Source organism: Sulfitobacter sp. CW3 (assembly GCF_019392245.1).
GTDB lineage: Bacteria > Pseudomonadota > Alphaproteobacteria > Rhodobacterales > Rhodobacteraceae > Sulfitobacter.
This window is the reverse complement of the sequence record NZ_JAHXRL010000003.1, coordinates 146,438-165,451: the sequence shown is the minus strand read 5'-3', so window position 1 is coordinate 165,451 and position 19,014 is coordinate 146,438. Positions and strand designations below refer to the sequence as shown.

At 56.0% G+C, this 19,014-nt stretch carries 21 protein-coding genes and 1 tRNA gene; 7 read left to right on the top strand and 15 right to left on the bottom strand.

Annotated elements, in window-relative coordinates:
- Positions 1–10: 10 nt before the first annotated feature.
- From rplL to KZZ06_RS07585, 11 genes are all read right to left on the bottom strand, one after another.
- On the bottom strand, positions 11–382 hold the full coding sequence (gene rplL, locus KZZ06_RS07635; RefSeq protein WP_219579462.1) for a 50S ribosomal protein L7/L12: 372 nt from the start codon (positions 380–382) through the stop codon (positions 11–13).
- Positions 383–458: 76 nt separating this feature from the next.
- Positions 459–974, bottom strand: coding sequence for a 50S ribosomal protein L10 (rplJ, locus tag KZZ06_RS07630; protein WP_093917762.1), 516 nt, complete (start codon positions 972–974; stop codon positions 459–461).
- A 320-nt stretch (positions 975–1,294) separates the two neighbouring features.
- Positions 1,295–2,197 carry a glycosyltransferase family 2 protein gene (locus tag KZZ06_RS07625; protein WP_219579461.1) on the bottom strand — a complete coding sequence of 301 codons (903 nt, stop codon included), beginning with the start codon at positions 2,195–2,197 and terminating at the stop codon, positions 1,295–1,297.
- A gap of 116 nt (positions 2,198–2,313) precedes the next feature.
- A complete protein-coding gene (rplA, locus tag KZZ06_RS07620; protein ID WP_219579460.1) occupies positions 2,314–3,012 on the bottom strand; it encodes a 50S ribosomal protein L1 in 699 nt (232 codons plus the stop codon).
- A gap of 1 nt (position 3,013) precedes the next feature.
- Positions 3,014–3,439, bottom strand: coding sequence for a 50S ribosomal protein L11 (rplK, locus tag KZZ06_RS07615; RefSeq protein ID WP_219579459.1), 426 nt, complete (start codon positions 3,437–3,439; stop codon positions 3,014–3,016).
- Between the two features lie 159 nt (positions 3,440–3,598).
- Positions 3,599–4,132 carry a transcription termination/antitermination protein NusG gene (gene nusG / locus KZZ06_RS07610; protein WP_219579458.1) on the bottom strand — a complete coding sequence of 178 codons (534 nt, stop codon included), beginning with the start codon at positions 4,130–4,132 and terminating at the stop codon, positions 3,599–3,601.
- 207 nt (positions 4,133–4,339) lie between these two features.
- On the bottom strand, positions 4,340–4,537 hold the full coding sequence (gene secE / locus KZZ06_RS07605) for a preprotein translocase subunit SecE (protein ID WP_093917757.1): 198 nt from the start codon (positions 4,535–4,537) through the stop codon (positions 4,340–4,342).
- Between the two features lie 144 nt (positions 4,538–4,681).
- Positions 4,682–4,757: transfer RNA gene (locus tag KZZ06_RS07600), tRNA-Trp, on the bottom strand.
- 73 nt (positions 4,758–4,830) lie between these two features.
- Positions 4,831–5,322, bottom strand: a complete 492-nt coding sequence (locus KZZ06_RS07595) for a GNAT family N-acetyltransferase (RefSeq protein ID WP_219579457.1) — start codon at positions 5,320–5,322, stop codon at positions 4,831–4,833.
- A 124-nt stretch (positions 5,323–5,446) separates the two neighbouring features.
- Complete coding sequence (gene tuf, locus KZZ06_RS07590; RefSeq protein WP_219579456.1) at positions 5,447–6,622, bottom strand: elongation factor Tu; 1,176 nt, start codon at positions 6,620–6,622, stop codon at positions 5,447–5,449.
- Positions 6,623–6,754: 132 nt separating this feature from the next.
- Entirely contained in the window at positions 6,755–7,354 is a 600-nt protein-coding gene (locus KZZ06_RS07585) for a hypothetical protein (protein ID WP_257884252.1), read from the bottom strand.
- A 130-nt stretch (positions 7,355–7,484) separates the two neighbouring features.
- Here KZZ06_RS07585 and KZZ06_RS07580 point away from each other — a divergent pair, with 130 nt between their 5' ends.
- Positions 7,485–8,837 (top strand): cytochrome P450, encoded by a 1,353-nt coding sequence (locus tag KZZ06_RS07580; RefSeq protein WP_219579455.1) that lies wholly within the window; start codon positions 7,485–7,487, stop codon positions 8,835–8,837.
- Here the strand turns inward: KZZ06_RS07580 and KZZ06_RS07575 are convergent.
- Genes KZZ06_RS07575 through parC form a run of 3 tightly spaced genes read right to left on the bottom strand, consistent with a single transcriptional unit; the run spans position 8,834 to position 13,572 of the window.
- Complete coding sequence (locus KZZ06_RS07575; RefSeq protein ID WP_219579454.1) at positions 8,834–9,928, bottom strand: M48 family metallopeptidase; 1,095 nt, start codon at positions 9,926–9,928, stop codon at positions 8,834–8,836. The two genes, KZZ06_RS07580 and KZZ06_RS07575, sit on opposite strands and share 4 nt — an antisense overlap.
- Positions 9,925–11,223 (bottom strand): YjgN family protein, encoded by a 1,299-nt coding sequence (locus KZZ06_RS07570; protein ID WP_257884251.1) that lies wholly within the window; start codon positions 11,221–11,223, stop codon positions 9,925–9,927. Before KZZ06_RS07570 ends, KZZ06_RS07575 begins: the two co-directional genes overlap by 4 nt.
- A gap of 27 nt (positions 11,224–11,250) precedes the next feature.
- Positions 11,251–13,572, bottom strand: coding sequence for a DNA topoisomerase IV subunit A (gene parC / locus KZZ06_RS07565; protein WP_219579452.1), 2,322 nt, complete (start codon positions 13,570–13,572; stop codon positions 11,251–11,253).
- Between the two features lie 204 nt (positions 13,573–13,776).
- Here parC and KZZ06_RS07560 point away from each other — a divergent pair, with 204 nt between their 5' ends.
- The 6 genes from KZZ06_RS07560 (at position 13,777) to KZZ06_RS07535 (ending at position 17,984) form a co-directional block, all read left to right on the top strand.
- Positions 13,777–14,430 carry an SH3 domain-containing protein gene (locus KZZ06_RS07560; RefSeq protein ID WP_219579451.1) on the top strand — a complete coding sequence of 218 codons (654 nt, stop codon included), beginning with the start codon at positions 13,777–13,779 and terminating at the stop codon, positions 14,428–14,430.
- Between the two features lie 58 nt (positions 14,431–14,488).
- The gene (locus KZZ06_RS07555) at positions 14,489–15,316 is read left to right on the top strand and encodes an SDR family oxidoreductase (RefSeq protein WP_219579450.1); all 828 of its coding nucleotides are present in this window, start codon (positions 14,489–14,491) and stop codon (positions 15,314–15,316) included.
- Positions 15,317–15,375: 59 nt separating this feature from the next.
- Positions 15,376–15,582 carry a twin transmembrane helix small protein gene (locus KZZ06_RS07550; RefSeq protein ID WP_219579449.1) on the top strand — a complete coding sequence of 69 codons (207 nt, stop codon included), beginning with the start codon at positions 15,376–15,378 and terminating at the stop codon, positions 15,580–15,582.
- Positions 15,582–16,154, top strand: a complete 573-nt coding sequence (locus KZZ06_RS07545; RefSeq protein ID WP_219579448.1) for a cob(I)yrinic acid a,c-diamide adenosyltransferase — start codon at positions 15,582–15,584, stop codon at positions 16,152–16,154. The genes KZZ06_RS07550 and KZZ06_RS07545 overlap by 1 nt, the downstream gene beginning before the upstream one ends.
- 145 nt (positions 16,155–16,299) lie before the next feature.
- Positions 16,300–17,058, top strand: a complete 759-nt coding sequence (locus tag KZZ06_RS07540; RefSeq protein WP_219579447.1) for an electron transfer flavoprotein subunit beta/FixA family protein — start codon at positions 16,300–16,302, stop codon at positions 17,056–17,058.
- A complete protein-coding gene (locus KZZ06_RS07535) occupies positions 17,058–17,984 on the top strand; it encodes an electron transfer flavoprotein subunit alpha/FixB family protein (RefSeq protein WP_219579446.1) in 927 nt (308 codons plus the stop codon). Before KZZ06_RS07540 ends, KZZ06_RS07535 begins: the two co-directional genes overlap by 1 nt.
- Before the next feature lie 68 nt (positions 17,985–18,052).
- Here the strand turns inward: KZZ06_RS07535 and KZZ06_RS07530 are convergent, their stop codons facing one another.
- On the bottom strand, positions 18,053–18,883 hold the full coding sequence (locus KZZ06_RS07530; protein ID WP_219579445.1) for a DUF6473 family protein: 831 nt from the start codon (positions 18,881–18,883) through the stop codon (positions 18,053–18,055).
- Between the last annotated feature and the right edge of the window lie 131 nt (positions 18,884–19,014).

The window sequence follows — 19,014 nt, the reverse complement described above, 5'->3', positions numbered from 1 at the left end:
ATCAAATGGCTTACGCCAGTTCGACCTCTGCGCCAGCTGCTTCCAGCTTGGCTTTTACTTCTTCGGCTTCGGCTTTGTCGACGCCTTCTTTGATCTTGCCGCCAGCTTCAACCAAGTCTTTGGCTTCTTTCAGGCCCAGACCGGTGATGCCGCGAACTTCTTTGATCACGTTGATTTTCGATGCGCCGGCGTTCTTCAGAACGACGTCGAATTCAGTTTTCTCTTCAGCAGCAGCACCTGCATCGGCAGGGCCAGCCATCATCACTGCGCCGCCAGCGGCGGGCTCGATGCCATACTCGTCTTTGAGGATGGTTTTCAGTTCTTGTGCTTCAAGCAGTGTCAGACCAACGATGTCTTCTGCCAGTTTTTTCAGATCAGCCATGTTTTAGCTCTTTCCGTTAACGATATGTGTGTTCCAACGCGAGTGTTCAACCCTGCGCCAGCTTGACGATATTGCTTTACGCAGCCGCCTTGTCCTCGATCGTGGACAAGATGGATGCGATATTGCTTGCAGGTGCGCCAATGGCCCCGGCGATGTTGGAAGCAGGTGCGCCCAGCATGCCCGCGATGGTGGAGATAAGCTCCTCCCGCGAAGGCATTTTGGACACGGCTTCGACACCGGCGGCGTCCAGTGCGTTCTCGCCCATTGCACCACCGAGAATCACAAACTTTTGATTCTCTTTGGCGAAGTCCTGAGCAACCTTAGCGGCGGCTACTGGATCTTCGGAATAGGTCAGAACGGTCATACCCGTCAGGAGATCTGCAATGCTTTCGCATGGCTTTCCATCAAGGGCAATTTTGGCGAGCCTGTTTTTGGCAACACGCACGGCCCCGCCCGCAGCGCGAGCGCGCGCACGAAGGTCCTGCATTTCAGCAACTGTCAGGCCGACGTAGTGGCTAACCACAACGACGCCAGAGCTTTCAAAGATTTGGCCGAGCTCGTCGACCAACTGTTCTTTCTGGGCTCTATCCACAGTTTTTCTCCAAATCTGGGGGTTACCCCCCGGCTCAATTAAGTTTGCTTTCGCAAACAGTCTTGGTCCATTTTACGGGAATAAGCCAAAATGCCCTCACGCTTGCGCGCTTGGTAATTCTAACGTCTCCCATCTCAGAAAGGAAATTAAGGCTCATCGCCACCCTTCGTCTCGGACAGAAGACTCACCCGAAGAAACTTCAGGTGAATCGAAGGCGTGTTTAGGGGGTGTAGCGCGGAATGCCAAGGGCTAAAATTGAAGCCTTTCAAGACTTCATGCCACCGGTGCATTAGATCGGGCTGACGCCCCGCCCTAGCGGTTTAGAAATAGTCGGCCTCGAAACGGTCCAGTGGCAATTCAAGCGCAAAGACGCCGTCCAGTTCTTCCATCTTTTCCAGCGACGCGTCCGAGAGTCTGAAGATGCGAGTATAGGCATCGTGCAACCCTGTTTCATCATCGGCTTCCCGCAGGGCAGCAAGTACCCCCCGTAACCGCCCCGGAATAGAATTGGAGTTCAGGCGAAAATCCAATTTGCCGCGCCAGGTGGCAAAGTCTTCGGCGTTTCTGTGCAGCAGCGCCAATTGGGAAGACGCTTCAAGATCAAGGTCCATCAGCGACTGCCCATTCGTATCCTCGGGCCAGTGCTGGCGCAGTTGGATATCGGTCAACCCCGATCGGATCAGGGATTTTCCATCCAGATGACCGAAAAAACCCATGCGCCGTTTTGTGTTGCCTCCGAATGGGCCATGAACGTCGGTTACGGCGCGTCGGTCAATGGGAAGGCGGTAATGCTCTCGACCCCGTGCGTCTTCAACAAACACCCTTTCAGCAGGGCGGATTCGTACAACATCAATCGCGTCAGGCAATGCAGCAAGAAACCCGCCAACCGGAACACCCCCAAGATGCAGGAACTCATCGCCGTCCAGGTTCAACACCCAATCTTCGGTCGCCTGCCCATAGCCGATGGTCGCGGCAGAGTTCTGGCGCCTGCCGTGCAGCGCGATCTCGGCGTTCCCCAAATGATCAAGCCAGAAGGCCGGATCACACGGAATAACCGTCACACGGTCGACCGCCGCGAGCATTTCAATGCTGGGATCATTCGGATCGTCAAAAAACAATCGCATCTGCGCCGCGCCGAGCCCCAGATGATAGGAAACAAACCGGCGCAGGTTTTCGGGCGTGTCTTTTACAAAACTTACTGTTGACCAAGTCGGCTCTTGCATCGGCGGCCCCTTTTTGACGCCGTTATCTGCGACATGATCCATAATTGACAGATAAACGCAAACGGGCCCCCTCGACAATCAAGGGGGCCCGTCCACAAACTATACCGCACTGAGAATTACTCGGTTACAGCGTTGTCTACTTCTACAGTCACACCTGGGCCCATTGTGGAGCTCAGTGCGATCTTTTTCATGTATGTACCTTTGGAGCCGGTAGGCTTGGCTTTCGACACGGCACCAACAAAGGCACGCACGTTCTCAACCAGCTTGGCTTCGTCGAAGGACAGTTTGCCGATGCCAGCATGCACAACGCCGCCTTTTTCAGCTTTGAACTGAACCTGACCGCCTTTGGCAGCTTCAACAGCTTCTTTGATGTCCATGGTCACTGTGCCAACTTTTGGGTTTGGCATCAGGTTGCGTGGGCCAAGAACCTTACCCAGACGACCAACGATTGGCATCATGTCAGGTGTCGCGATGCAACGATCAAAGTCGATCTTGCCGCCTTGAACAGCTTCCATCAGGTCTTCTGCGCCAACGATATCGGCACCAGCTGCTGTGGCTTCGTCTGCTTTTGGGCCACGGGCGAATACTGCAACACGTACAGATTTGCCTGTGCCGTTTGGCAGGCCAACAACACCGCGAACCATTTGGTCGGCGTGACGTGGGTCAACACCAAGGTTCAGGGCGATTTCGATGGTTTCATCAAATTTCGCGTTTGCGTTTGCTTTGATCAGTGTAACCGCTTCTTCAACGGACAGATCTGCTTTGCCAGCAAATGCTTCGCGTGCGGCGCGGGTGCGTTTTCCGAATTTTGCCATCTTACTTCACCTCAATGCCCATGGAACGGGCGGAGCCCAGAATGATCTTCATCGCGGCTTCAACATCCACAGCGCTCAGATCGGCCATTTTTGCTTCTGCGATTTCGCGCAGTTGCTTGGTGGTCACTGTACCAACAGTTTCACGGCTTGGTGTTTTCGCGCCAGAGTTAATCTTGGCAGCTTTCTTCAGGTAGTAGGACGCAGGTGGCGTCTTGATGTCCATGGTAAAGGACTTGTCCTGATAATAGCTGATCACGGTCGGGCAAGGGGCACCTGGCTCCAGGTCCGCTGTCTTGGCGTTGAACGCCTTACAGAATTCCATGATGTTAATCCCGCGCTGACCCAATGCAGGACCAACAGGTGGGGATGGGTTCGCTTGACCCGCTTTAACTTGCAACTTCATCGTACCGACGAGTTTCTTGGCCATTGGCCTTCTCCTTTTGATGTCGGTGGGTTCGCACCCACCCTACGCAACCACAACGCGTTGTGATCGTTTACTAGCGTGGTCCGGTTTGACTGCGCGCAGCCTCGCCTCCCACAAACGAACGGTGTTGCCACCGCATGGCGGGTTGCCCCGCCGACCCGCTCAGATCTGTTTATTGACCTGAGTGAATTCCAATTCGACCGGTGTTTCACGGCCAAAGATCGACACAGACACCTTGAGGCGCTGGTTTTCGTCGTCGACTTCTTCGATCATACCGTCGAAGTCTTCGAACGGACCGTCAGCAACCTTGACGCGCTCGCCCACTTCAAAGTGGATCAACGTGCGTGGTGCTTCTTCGCCCTCTTGGACGCGGCCCAAGATCGCGGTGACTTCGGCATCGCGCATCGGCATCGGGCGCCCTTGTGGGCCCAAGAAACCTGTGACGCGGTTGATCGAGTTGATCAGGTGATAACCGCGGTCGGACATCTCCATGTGCACCAAAACATAGCCGGGCATAAAGCGCCGCTCTGTCGTGACTTTCTTGCCGCGCCGAACTTCGATCACCTCTTCGGTGGGGACCAGCACTTCGTCAATCTGGTCCTCAAGCTCTTGCTCGGCGACCGTGGTGCGGATCTGTTCGGCGATCTTTTTCTCGAAATTCGACAAAACACTGACCGAATACCATCTTTTCGCCATCTGAACTCTGGTCCCTGTCTTGCGATGCGCATCTATGCCGCATCAAATTCTCAATAAAGCGGCAGACACCTGCCTGCCTTTCCTGAACAAAAAATCGGCGCGCAACTCGAATCGCCGCACGCCCCTTGTCAGGTTAGGGTTGCGGGATAGCCCGCATACCCAAATGTTTCAAGGGGGTGAGCAAGGTTTTGCACATCCCCGGTTAGATCAGCCAAAGTAGGCAAGCACGTACTGCAAACCGCCACGGATCAAAATATCAACGATTGCGAAAAACACCGCCGTCAATGCCGCAAGGATGAAAACCATTACAGTGGTCAGCATCACTTCGCGACGGGTGGGCCATACCACCTTCGACACTTCCGAGCGCACTTGCTGAATGAACTGGAGTGGGTTGACTGTGGCCATGACGCGTTTCCTATTTTTCAAAGGTTTCTGCGATGTAGCGGCCAATGCGACCGAATTCAAGACTTCAATCGTATCAGCGCCGACGCGGCATGCGACAGGTCGCCCCAAAGGGCATGCATGTCGTCATCACATTGTCTGGAAAATTGGCAGGGGCTGAGGGACTCGAACCCACGACCCTCGGTTTTGGAGACCGATGCTCTACCAACTGAGCTAAACCCCTATGCCGAGTGGTGGGGTAGTCTGGAATCACCAAAGGATCAAGAGCATATGCACCAATGGGTGGGAAAATCCTTCTAGATGTCGCCGGCTCGGTGGTACTCTTGCTCTTTCACGACGGTTCCCCAAACATCGCCCTCCTTTTCAGCCTGCAACACAAAGCCAAAGCTACGGTAAAGATGCAAGGCAGGCTCCAACCCCGCAAAGGTGCGCAGCCACATTTTTCCGTTGGTGTGGGTTTCGGCATGGGCGACCGCTTGGGCCATCAGTTTGCGCCCCATCCCGGTGCCCCGACATCTGTCCGCACAGATAAACCATCTCAGATGGGCCCCGCGCGGGCCTGATTCCGGATCGTGAAGGTCAAGGATCAAGGACGCAGCAACCCCTTGATCATCCTGCGCGATCAACACCAGATCGGTCTCTTGTTTGCCGTGGGCGAACCCTGCGATCTGCTGGGCTACCTTAGCTTCAAAGTAGCTCGTGAAGCCCCAATTCTTGGCGTAGTGCGTGCCATGCAATTGAATGATCTGGCCAATCGCGCCGGGAAAGAAATCGTGGGTAATGTTCATACTGGCAACCTTTCGCAAAGTGCATAATCTATCCACCCAACCGCGGCAAAAGGAAAGGCCGCCCTGTTTCCAGAGCGGCCTTCGATACAATCAGCTGCAGTGCGGGGCGGGCCCGCTTTGCGGCTTATTCGTTGATTTTGGACACAACGCCCGCGCCAACGGTGCGGCCGCCTTCGCGGATCGCAAAGCGCAGACCGTCTTCCATCGCGATTGGTGCGATCAGTTCAACGTCGAACTGCAGGTTGTCGCCGGGCATAACCATTTCAGTGCCTTCTGGCAGCTGAACAGTACCGGTAACGTCTGTGGTCCGGAAGTAGAACTGTGGACGGTAGTTCGCGAAGAATGGCGTGTGACGGCCACCCTCTTCTTTGGTCAAGATGTACGCTTCGGCTGTGAACTTGGTGTGTGGCTTAACCGAACCTGGCTTACACAGAACCTGACCACGCTCAACGCCTTCACGGTCAACGCCGCGCAGCAGGGCACCGATGTTGTCGCCAGCTTCACCGCGGTCCAGCAGTTTGCGGAACATTTCAACGCCGGTACAGGTGGTTTTCTTGGTGTCGCGGATACCAACGATTTCGATTTCGTCGCCAACGTTGATCACGCCACGCTCGACACGGCCTGTAACAACTGTACCACGACCAGAGATCGAGAACACGTCTTCCACTGGCATCAGGAACGGCTGGTCAACAGCGCGTGCTGGTGTCGGGATGTATTCGTCAACGGCTTTCATCAGCGCGCGGATCGAGTTTTCACCGATCTCAGGATCGCGGCCTTCCATGGCTGCCAGAGCGGAACCAGGAACAACCGGCATGTCGTCGCCTGGGTAGTCGTAGGACGACAGCAATTCGCGGATTTCCATTTCCACCAATTCCAGCAGTTCTTCGTCGTCAACCTGGTCAACTTTGTTCATGTAAACAACCATGGTCGGGATACCAACCTGGCGGCCCAGCAGGATGTGCTCGCGGGTTTGTGGCATCGGGCCATCGGCCGCGTTCACAACCAGGATCGCGCCGTCCATCTGTGCCGCACCAGTGATCATGTTTTTCACATAGTCAGCGTGGCCGGGGCAGTCGACGTGTGCATAGTGACGTGCTTCGGTTTCGTACTCAACGTGAGCGGTCGAAATGGTGATGCCGCGTGCTTTTTCTTCGGGCGCGCCGTCAATTTGGTCATACGCTTTGAAATCGCCAAAATACTTGGTGATCGCAGCTGTCAACGTCGTCTTGCCGTGGTCAACGTGACCGATCGTGCCGATGTTAACGTGTGGTTTATTACGTTCAAACTTTGCCTTAGCCATGGTGCAGCCCTTTATATTAATGAGGGCCCTACGTCGGACCCAAACCTATCTGGCGGGCGATGTATTGGGTCTGGCGCATAAAATCAAGCGTCTGTTCGCCCCTGAAACCAGCATCGGCAAAGTAATTTCAGCTTATTCGGTGTCGGCAGTGGGTGCAGCCGCGGTACCAGACCGCACAATCACAGCGTCAGCGGGGCGGTTGAACCACCCTTCGGCGTCATTTTGCTTAACTAAATAGTTCTCAATCGACTTTGCAGCATTCTGGCTCAGGTTCTTGAGCTGCTCTTCCGCGGTCTTGGTATAACCCGACCCTACGATCGGCCCCTGATCGAACGATTCGAACACAGTGATTTGATATGGTTTGTCGGTCAGCTTCTTGCCTGCGGCGTCATCCCAGACCGTCAATTTAAGGATCATCACCGATTTGGGTGCCAGTACCAGCGGAATACCCGGAGGGGCCAATACATACCCTTCGACGCTGACGCCAAAGTGATAATTACGCGCGCCATCATAGCGATCAAAGCGTTCTGCAATCGCATCTTTGACGGCTGTGGTCAGCACCTCTTCGCTCACCTCGCGGCTGATCGGCAGCTTTTGAACTTTGGGCGCGACCACGATGTTGTGATACAGGTTAAAGTCGCCAAGCGGCACAGGTGCCTTGTTCAGGTCGGACGCACCGTTGCACGCGGCAACAAAGGTAACGGTCATCAAAATGGCAAGAACACGAAACATCTAAAGCCTCCATCGGCGCAAACTGTGTCCATGGCGATACCCCATGCCCAACAAGGGTGCAATCTTTTGGGCCATTTGCAGCCGGGTGCCGAAACCCTATCTATAATATGTCGCAGAAAGGCACCTTTTCATGAGCCAACCGCCCCTTCCCGTCCGTGTGCCGCTAGTGACCCAACCTTGGGGCATTTTGAAAAGCCTGCAAATGGCGCGGCGCAATATCCTAAGCATCATCCCCGCCATCGCCACCAAGCAACCCATGGTATCGGGCAAGACCGGCAAACGCTGGCACATGGTCATGGATCCGACGGCAATCCGCGAGGTTCTGCTTGATCGGCTCGACGATTATCCCAAGTCTCTTGTTGTCAAAAACCTGCTGAAACCCGCCATCGGGGATTCGCTGTTCATTGCAGAAGGCGCGCATTGGCGCTGGCAGCGCCGCGCGGCCGCCCCGGTTTTTTCAGCGCGCAATATGCTGAACCTATCACCGATCATGACAGCCGCTGCCGAACGTTCCTGCCACCGTATCAGTGCAGCAAGCCCGCGCGCCATCAACATGCTGGACGAGATGGTCACGACAACCTTTGACGTGATTTCCGATGTCACATTTTCGGGCGACGACACCATCGATCGCGAGGCCGTGCACGTGGCGATCGAAGATTATATCGCACAAGCGGGCAAGGTCAGCCTATTCGATATACTGGGTTTCCCCGACTGGGTGCCCCGCCCCGACCGGATCGTATCCGGCAAGGCCGTACGGCGAATGAAGCGTCTGGCCGATATCGCGATCGAGGCACGCGCCAAACGGGACAGCGACGGCACCCCCGATCTGCTTGACCTGCTGCTAGAAGGCGTGGACCCCAAAACAAAACGTCAGATGAACACCGCAGAGCTGCGCGATAATTTGCTAACGTTCATCGTTGCGGGGCATGAAACAACGGCCCTGACATTGTCATGGTCGCTGTATCTGATGGGATTTGATCCAGCCGCCCAAGACAAAGCCCGCGCCGAGGCGCAATCGGTTTTGAAGGGTCGCGCGGCAACGGGCGACGATGTCGAAAACCTGCCCTTTATCCGCCAGATTATCGACGAGGCCCTGCGCCTTTATCCGCCTGCGGGTATCCTTTCGCGGACGGCGCAAAAACACGACACTTTGGGCGGGCGCGACATCAGACCGGGTGATACTGTGATGATCCCGATCTATGCTTTGGGCCGTCACGAACAGCTGTGGGATAATCCCGATGCGTTCAGGCCCGAACGGTTTGCGGATCGCAAATCAATCGACCGTTATGCCTATCTGCCCTTTGGCGACGGCCCGCGTATTTGCATCGGTGCCAGCTTTGCCCTGCAAGAGGCCGTGATCATCCTTGCCACCTTGCTATCGCGGTTCAAATTCACTGCCGTAACAGGCAAGGATCCTGAACCCGTGATGATCCTCACGTTGCGCCCCGAAGGCGGGGTTTGGCTAACGGCGGAACCCGTTTAATCGCAGATAGATTGCAGGGCCTTCCAGCCAGCATCATCCAGTATCGGCGCATACTCATGTGTTTCGTCAGCAGCGGCCCGGGCATTTTCAATGCGATCCGAAAGGCTGGGATGGCTTAGAAAATGGTTCAGCAATTCGTTGCCGTCGCCATGTTCCTCGCGCAAGCGTTCAAACATCGTGCCAAGGGCCGCTGGCGATACATTTGCCGCCTCAAGCCGCGCATAGCCGAATGCATCAGCGTCCGTTTCGGCCTGCTGGCTGTAGGTCGCGCTGATCAGGCGTTCAGTCAAAAACAGGACCGCCGCGCCCCCGGCAAAATCACCGAACAACAGGCCCAAAATACCGATGGACCCCGCCGAACGCAGCGCGTGGCGCGTCGGGTCGCGGCTGACCACATGCCCGATCTCATGGGCAAGAACGGCGGCGACTTCGTCAGGGCTTTCTGCGTGGTCGATCAACCCTTTAAAGATCACGACAAACCCGCCAGGCAACGCAAAGGCATTGACCATGTCATGGTCCAGCACTGTCACGCTTAAACCCTCGGGCGCGGCTTCCCCCCCGTTCAGCGCTGCGGTCATTTGCGCAAGTGCGTTCGCCCCGGCAGGGTTTTCGCACATGGCCAGCGGCGCAAGCCCGGCTTCACCCAACGCGCCGCGTATCTGTTCGAACGTGGCTTCGCCCAAGGCGCGTTCGCCAGCCGGCGGGATAAAAACGGCAAGGCGGTCGGCCAGTAAAGGGACCAAAACCGTAACCTGAAGCGCGACAGCGGCAACTGCGCCGGCCGCCCAAAGCGCCAGTTTACCGCGCCCTTTTGGCGGACTGCGGCGCTTTGCATTTGGTAGATACCAAAGCAGCATTTGATCTGCGACCAACAGCCGCGCCAAGGGGTCCGTGATCAGCCGCAGGGTAAAGCTTTGCGCGTTGGCGTTATCCTCAAGAACTCGAATATCTTCCACGGGCCAAAAAAGGGTCGTGCCATTATCAAGCCCGATCTGAAGGTTGTGATTGGCGATGTGCAGGCTGACCTCTTTGCCAATCGGGCGGTCACCATCGAAATAGGCAGCGCCAAAACCATTGAAGCCCGTGCTCATATCGCGGCCCCCAGATCCAATGCCTCGGCAAAGCCTTCGGCCTCGGTAAATTCATCGCGGTCACGCTGGCTGACGACCTGCAAACCATGCCGCCGTGGCAGCGATAGCGTTTTGGCCATGTGGCGCATCAACGGAAAGGTGACAAAAGTACTGTAAAGCACATTCCACATGAGGAAAATCGACAGGTAAAAGGCCGCGATCAAGGGCACTGCGATGCTCTTTGGAAGATCGACAGCCGCCCCGAAATCGCCCATTGCCCCGCCCAGCATCGCCGACGGGCCCAGCGTCAAAATGGCGAAAACCACCAGCCCGATGATCCCAAGCACCAAGACAAGATAGGCGATAATACTGCCCAGAACGTAAATGCTCGCCACCCGTGGTCCGCTAAGACGTGAATGCAGCGTCACCCCTTCGGTCGTTTTATAGTTGGCCATCTGACGTTTCGAGACAAAGCGATAATGAATTGCCCCGTAAATCAACCCGATGATCGCGAATAGAAATACTGCCAACCGCTCCGCCCCGGCAACAGGGAATGCTGCCGCGGCACCGCCGTCCATCATTTCCTCGAACGAGCGGATGATGTCGTCGGTAGTTACGTCAGCGGACACTACGATCGGGTCCAGCCAGAACACCCAGATTGCGCCCGCCACCATAATCAAAACCGATAGAATGAACGGGATCGCAGCACGGTACAGCATGGTCCAATGGCCGCCCTGATGCAGCCGCGCCGAGCCGAAATAGGTTCGATCCGTCATGTATTTTTCAAGCGAAAATGTCATGCGTGGCCACAACAGCCCAAGCGTCAACAACGTGATCGCCCAATGCACCAACGCCCGCCACGCATAGCCCCACGCGCCTTTTTCAAGGCCAAAGCGCACGCCGCGCCAGCGGGTCCGGGCCAGAACATAGCGCCGCGCCCGATACTGCGCGTAAAACCACAGTGGAATTACCCCGACGACACTGGCCAGATACCCCACAGACGCGCTCGAAAAGACCGAGAAACTGACGAACATGACCACCAGATTGATGATGCCAATGTAAAACGTCAGAATGACCACCGCGATAAAGAAGCCCAGCAGTTTTTCCCACGGATCGCCCACATATTCCATCGGGTGGCCACCGGGCCGGGTCGCCGACCAGAACCAGCGCCGCATTCTTGTTTTCATCCAAAACCGGTAAAAACCCAGCGTGATAACCGTTAGAAATCCGGTCTTTAGCGCCAACCAAAACAGGGCACCACGGGTACCAACAAAATACACAGGAAGGCCGACGGGATCAGTCGTGGACGATGTCAAAGCGACATCCGTCATCGGGTGGACCGATTAGCCAAAACGGTTGTCACGCGGGAAACCACGGGGGGCCATGCGTCCCGAACCGGCACGTTTTCCCGTCCATTCGGTCAGGTCAGCCTCGGTGCGTGTACGCCCTGCCGGGTCAAGCCAGCTTAGCCCTTCGGCGCGCACGAATGTTGTCGCGTCCGACATGCCGCCGTCTTTGTATTTTTGCAGGCGAACGCCCTTGCCGCGTCCCATTTCGGGCAGTTCATCCAGACCGAAAACCAGCACTTTGCGGTTTTCGCCAACCACGGCAACAGAATCGCCCGCGATAGGGGCACAGATCATCGCTTTGACGTCGCCGCGCACGTTTAGAACCTGCTTGCCCGTACGGGTCTGCGCCAGAACTTCGTCCTCGGGCACCACAAAACCATCCCCGGCAGAGGACGCAACAAGCAGCTTACGACCCGCTTTATGAATAAAGATATCAATGATTTGCACGTCGTTTGGCAAGTCTACCATCAAGCGCAACGGCTCGCCCATGCCACGCCCGCCCGGCAACGTCGCGGCGGAAACGGTGTAGAAACGCCCGTTCGATCCGAATACCAGCAAACGGTCAGTCGTTTCAGCATGGAAGATGAAACGAGGGCCATCGCCGTCCTTGAATTTCAGCTCGCGGTTAAGATCGATGTGGCCGGTCATCGCCCGGATCCACCCCATCTCAGAGCAGACAACGGTAATCGGTTCGCGGTCGATCATCGCCTCAAGCGGCACGTCCTCGATCTCGCCCGCTTCGGCAAACGTTGTACGGCGCTTGCCGATATTCTTGCCGTCCAAGGTCCAGTCTTTGCCGAACTGCTTTTTGGTGGCCCGCAACTGATCAATGATGCTGGTCCATTGCAGTTCTTCGTTTTCCAACAGGTCTTCAAGGCCTGCGCGTTCTTCCATCAATGCGGCTTGCTCGCGCAGCAGCTCCATCTCTTCGAGACGGCGCAGCGACCGCAGGCGCATGTTCAAAATCGCATCTGCCTGAACTTCGGACAGGGAATTTTCAGATGTCGGCGCAGGTGGCACGTAATCGGATTCATTCGTCGCGCGAACGTGGTCTTTGCCCCAATCCTCGGCCATGAGGGCCGATTTCGGGTCATCATCATAGCGGATAATGTCGATCACGCGGTCCAGGTTCAGGAAGGCAACGATAAAGCCTTCCAACACCTCAAGACGGTGATCGATCTTTTCCATCCGGTGGGCAGAACGGCGCTGCAGAACTTCGCGGCGGTGATCCAAGAAAGCGCGCAACACTTCCTTCATCGAGCAGACCTTGGGCGTCAGCCCGTCGATCAACACGTTCATGTTCAGCGAAAACCGCACCTCAAGGTCGGAGCTGCGGTACAGCATGCCCATCAACACTTCGGGATCGACGTTTTTCGAGCGTGGTTCGAGGATCAGACGGATATCTTCGGCAGATTCGTCGCGTACATCCGCAAGGATTGGAATCTTCTTAAGCTGGATCAGCTCGGCGATTTTCTCGATCAGCTTGGATTTCTGGACCTGATAGGGAATTTCGGTGACAACGATCTGCCACGCCCCACGCCCCAAATCTTCGACTTCGTACCGACACCGCAGGCGGAAACCACCTTTGCCGGTGCGATAAGCATTGGCGATGTTTTCAGCGGGTTCAACGATAATCCCACCGGTGGGGAAGTCGGGGCCGGGCACGAAATCAAGCAACTTGTCATCGCCAGCGTTCGGGAATTTGATCAGGTGAACACAGGCATCCACCAGCTCAGAAATATTATGCGGCGGAATGTTCGTCGCCATGCCAACCGCAATGCCTGATGACCCATTCGCCAAAAGGTTCGGGAACTGCGCGGGCAGCACCACAGGTTCGGTCAGCGTGCCGTCATAGTTCTCGCGGAAATCAACGGCGTTCTCGTTCAACCCTTCCAGCATCGCCTCGGCGACGGCTGTCATGCGCGCTTCGGTATAGCGGCTTGCGGCGGGGTTATCGCCGTCGATGTTGCCGAAGTTGCCCTGCCCGTCAACGAGCGGATAGCGCACGTTGAAATCTTGGGCCAAACGCGCCATCGCATCATAGATCGCAGCATCACCATGCGGGTGATAGTTCCCCATCACGTCGCCGGAAATCTTGGCCGACTTGCGGAAACCGCCGGTCGAACTTAGCCGCAGTTCACGCATTGCGTACAAAATGCGACGGTGCACAGGCTTTAGCCCGTCGCGGGCATCGGGCAGCGCACGGTGCATAATCGTCGACAATGCATAGGTCAGATAGCGGTCGCCCAACGCGATACGCAGCGGTTCGGACACATTCCGAGGGTCGAACTCTGGGGGGGCGGTAATATCTGACATAGGAGGTGTTTAGCCAAGCAGGCGTGAAGCGGCAAGCGGCTGTTTGGCTAAAAAGGCGCTGGACAACACCCGACTGTCACTGTCCTGCAACGTTCCAAAGATTCTCCCGCCGTCAACGGGTAATTTGTGATAAATAGGCTAAGTGCGTGTCTCGGGGCTGCCAACTGCATGGCTTCTCGGCCCTTACTGCATTGAGGACATACGATGAAACGGTTTATTCTGCTGACCTTTGGCTTTTTGGGCCTCGCTTTTTACGAGCTAAGCGGCGGTGCTGATTTCGAGCCCCCGCGCCCACCGGTCAGCGAAGTGTCGCCCATCAAAGAAAAGGTTGCGACAGCTAAACCCCAGATCAAACCTCAAAGCGTTGAGCCGCAAATCGCCCCCCAAGCCGAACAAATGCGCGCCAAGATCAAGCCGGTCGATACCACCCCGCCCGGCTTTGATGATACCAGCGGCGAAGAGGCAGCCCAAGACATTGACCTGTTGTTGTCTGCCGTTAATGAGGCTGTCAAAGCAGCCGAAGCTCCCTTGGTGAACCAAGTGACTTTGGTGCCCCAGAACATTGGCAGCACGACGTCCAGCCAAGACACACCAGCAATTATTCCCAGCCTCATCACCCCCGACGATACCGGCGCGGTTGCCCTTGATACCGGCAGATTTAGCGACCTCCGGTCGGTTTCGGGCAACAGCGTGAACGTGCGCGGTGGCCCCGGCACCCAATACGAGGTCGTGACCCAACTGTCCCGCGGCGATAGCGTTGAGATCATCGGCGATAGCGGCACTGGCTGGGTGCAGATCCGTCCGATCAACGGGGGACCCGTGGGCTGGATGGCGGATTATCTGCTCTCTGACAGCTAAGCTGCGTTGCCATCACAGGGCGAACACGCGATGAAAGGTCTCAAATAGGGGGCCCTTTGTGACCGACAAAAGCATTTTGATAACCGGCTGTTCCTCTGGCATTGGATATGCCGCAGCGCATGGGCTGCGCGCGCGGGGATGGCGTGTTTTCGCGACCTGCCGCCAGCAAGCAGACTGTGACCGGCTGACCGCCGAAGGGTTCGACAGCCCGTTGCTTGACTACACTGACAGTGCCAGCATTCACGCCGCGCTTGCGCAGGTGCTGGATGCCACGGGTGGAACGCTGGATGCGCTTTATAACAACGGCGCACATGCCACGCCCGGTGCCGTCGAAGACCTGCCCACAGATGCGCTGCGCGATATCTTTGAAAGCAACTTTTTCGGATGGCACGAGCTGACCCGTGCCGTTTTGCCCCTCATGCGCGCCCAAGGGCACGGGCGGATCGTGCAATGTTCCTCTGTTTTAGGCTTGGTTACGATGCCGTGGCGCGGGGCCTATAACGCGACAAAATTCGCGCTCGAGGGGCTGACCGATACCCTAAGGATCGAAATGCGTGACACGCCGGTCCACATCATCCTGATCGAACCCGGCCCCGTGACCTCAAAAATCCGCGCCAATTCGATCCCCTATTTTGAACGCTGGATCGATTGGCAGGCATCTCCGCGCAGGGATCAATACGAACGCAAGCTTAAAAAACGGCTATATGAAAGCAGCGGCCCCGACACATTCGAGCTGCCCCCCAAGGCCGTGGTCAAAAAGCTGGTTCACGCGCTAGAGGCACCCAAGCCGCGCCCGCGCTATTATGTCACGACCCCCACCTATATATCCGGTTTTTTACGCCGAATACTGCCGACGCGGGCGCTTGACTGGGTGCTGGCACGGTAAATTCCGGTTGCGCTACGCGCTTGCCCCGCTACATCTGAGCGTAGCACAAAGGAAAGCCTATGTTCTCAGACCCTCTTTTCGTACTTGTCTGCATCGCGGTGCTGGTTGTTATCATCATTCTGATCATGGGATTGGGCGGTTTTGCCAGCGGCGGCGAATTCAACAAGCGCAATTCGAATAAACTGATGCGGCTCCGGCTTATTTCGCAGTTTATCGCTGTGGTTTTGATCGTGTTATATGTCTATCTTCGCAAGGGCGCTGGCTGATGGTCGTTCTGAACAAGATCTACACCCGCACCGGCGACAAAGGCGATACAGCACTTGGCAATGGAACCCGGGTGCCAAAACACGACCCCCGGGTCGAGGCATATGGCACCTCGGACGAATTAAACTGCTTTGTCGGGGTTGCCCGTTTGGTTGCGACCGGCGAAACGGATATCGCCTTGTCACGTATTCAAAATGACCTGTTTGATGTCGGTGCCGACCTGTGCCGCCCAGACATGAGCGCCGATGCAAAAGCAGAATACCCGCCCCTGCGCATCGCCCCTGAACAAGTCGACCGGCTAGAGCGCGAGATCGACGTGATGAACAAGGAGCTTGCGCCACTGCGCAGCTTTATCCTGCCCGGCGGCAGTGAACTGGCCGCACATCTGCATGTCTGCCGCACCGTTGCCCGACGCGCAGAACGCCTGACCGTCCTTCTGGCCCAGCAAGAAGATGTGAACGAGGCAACCGTCCGCTATCTCAACCGTCTAAGCGACTGGTTCTTTGTCGCTGCCCGCATGGCGAACAATAGCGGCGAAAATGACGTTTTGTGGGTGCCGGGGGCAAATAGATAACAAAAAATAATTGAAAACGCCGCGTCCAAATACTGTCAAACGCCGTTTTTGATCTGTTTTGATACGAAATGCTTCGTTACACCGACGAAGAGTTCAAATGACTTGGCCAAATATCCGAGTCGTAAACTGAGGAGAGATAACGCCCATGAAGGTATTGGTACCTGTAAAGCGCGTGATCGACTATAACGTGAAAGTACGCGTCAAAGCGGACGGCACGGGTGTTGATCTTGCTAATGTAAAAATGTCCATGAACCCGTTCGACGAGATTTCTGTCGAACAGGCGATCCGTCTGAAAGAGGCCGGTCAGGTCGATGAAGTCGTGGTTGTTTCCATCGGCGTAAAGCAATCGCAAGAAACTTTGCGGACTGCTTTGGCGATGGGGGCGGATCGGGCCATTCTGGTTGTTGCAGCAGACGACGTTCACAATGACATCGAACCGCTGGCCGTTGCCAAGATCCTCAAGGCGATCGTTGACGAAGAACAGCCAGGGCTGGTTCTTTGTGGCAAACAAGCCATCGACAACGACATGAACGCAACAGGCCAAATGCTGTCTGCGCTTTTGGGTTGGTCTCAGGCTACCTTTGCATCCAAAGTCGAAATCGAAGGGGACAGCGCCGTTGTGACCCGCGAAGTTGATGGCGGTTTGCAAACGATCAAGGTGTCGATGCCGACAGTTGTAACCGTTGACTTGCGCCTGAACGAACCACGTTATGCGTCGCTGCCAAACATCATGAAGGCCAAGAAAAAGCCGATGGATGAAAAGACCCCAGCCGATTACGGCGTCGAGGTCGGCAACCGTTTGGAAATCGTGAAAACGGTTGAACCAGCAGAACGCGCAGCAGGTATCAAAGTTGATAGCGTTGACGCACTTGTGGCGAAACTTAAAGAAGCGGGGGCTGTGTAATGGCTGTTCTACTCCTTGCAGAAGTAACCGATGGCGAATTGGCGATGGACGCGACCGCAAAGGCCGTAACCGCAGCCAAGCAAATCGGTGACGTAACCGTATTGTGCGCGGGCAGCTCTGCTGCCGCGGCTGGCGAAGCGGCCTCCAAGATCGATGGCGTGTCCAAAGTGATCGTCGCTGAAGACGCATCTTTGGGTCACCGTTTGGCCGAATCGACAGCGGCATTGATCGTGTCGATGGCGGGTGACTATGACCACATCGTTGCCCCGGCGACGACAGACGCGAAAAACGTGATGCCTCGCGTTGCGGCGCTGCTGGACGTCATGATTATCTCTGACGCTTCCGGCGTTGTAGATGCAGACACGTTCGAGCGTCCGATCTATGCGGGTAACGCTGTTCAGACGGTCAAATCCACTGACGCGAAAAAAGTAATCACCTTCCGTACGTCGACATTCGACGCTGCCGGAACCGGTGGTTCTGCATCGGTTGAGACAGTTTCGGCAGCTGCCGATCCTGGCCTGTCCTCCTGGATCGAAGATCACGTCGCAGCCAGCGACCGCCCCGAGCTGACTTCGGCCGGTGTGGTTGTTTCCGGTGGCCGTGGTGTCGGTTCCGAAGAAGACTTTGCCCTGATCGAAAAACTGGCGGACAAACTGGGCGCTGCTGTTGGTGCATCCCGCGCTGCGGTCGATTCAGGCTATGCCCCGAATGATTGGCAAGTTGGCCAAACCGGTAAGGTTGTCGCCCCTGAACTGTATGTCGCTGTCGGTATCTCCGGCGCGATCCAGCACTTGGCCGGTATGAAAGACAGCAAAATCATCGTCGCAATCAACAAAGACGAAGAAGCGCCAATCTTTCAGGTTGCCGATTTTGGACTGGTTGCCGATCTATTCGAAGCAGTACCAGAGCTGATCGAAAAGCTGTAAGCCAGCTTTGAGAATTGAATGCTGAAAGGCCCGTCAGAAATGGCGGGCCTTTTCATTTGGAACCTTGGCTAAATCATTCCCGACATGGCCTGCACGATCGCAGCCGCAGTTTCCGCGTGGGCCCGTGGGCCGGGCAGCTCCTTTGCGACCAGTGCTTCTAGTGGTGCGAACACCATCCCTTCTGTTCCGTCCTCTTGGGCCCGGCTGGATGGCACGACCTCGACGACACGTGTTACGTAAGGGGCGACTTCAGCAATCATGCCGCGCGTCACAAACAACGGATCATCGCCAAGACCGCTTAACGGCAAAATATCCTCGGCAGGGTGATGATCTGCAAACCATAGCAGAATGACCTGGCCGTGCATCTGTTTGACCAGCAGCCTCATGCGCGTGACCCAAGCCGCTTGCAGCTCGGTGTAGATGGCATCGAAACGATCCGGCGACACCTTCCTAAGCGTCGTCAACAAATGCTTGTTGAAGTGAAATTCAGAAAAATCGATTTCGCGAAAGATCGTCTTGAGTAGATCAGACGGTGCCAAGAACCGGTCGTTGCGCCGCGGATGCACCGAATAGAATCGATTGCTCATGTTTTGGGCACCCATCACCTGAACAACGGTGATCATCGCCGCAGCGGCGGCACCCGGAACATACGGGTCGCGGGCGAAGACATCGATGCCGGCATTCAGACAGCCGAAATTAACGCAGCGCTGGCCAGTTTCCTCCTCGACCAGCGCGGCGAACGGTTTCTCAATAAAGCGCCCATACGTCTCTGTCCCGCCGACAAATGCAACATAGGGTTCGTCCAGCTCGCGCCTGGGCCCCCTGAATAGTAATTTTGACGTACCATACCTGCACGGCTGATAGTCTAGAGCCCCCGGCCCCATCGCAACATAGGTCATTACACCCACCTTTGTTAACTCACCCAATACCCAAGATGGCTGCAAAGGTTTTCGAATACCTTAAAGATTGAATTTGCGAGAACTTATCATGAAATCCGGCCCTTGCAGCTACTACCCACTGCGCCCTATGC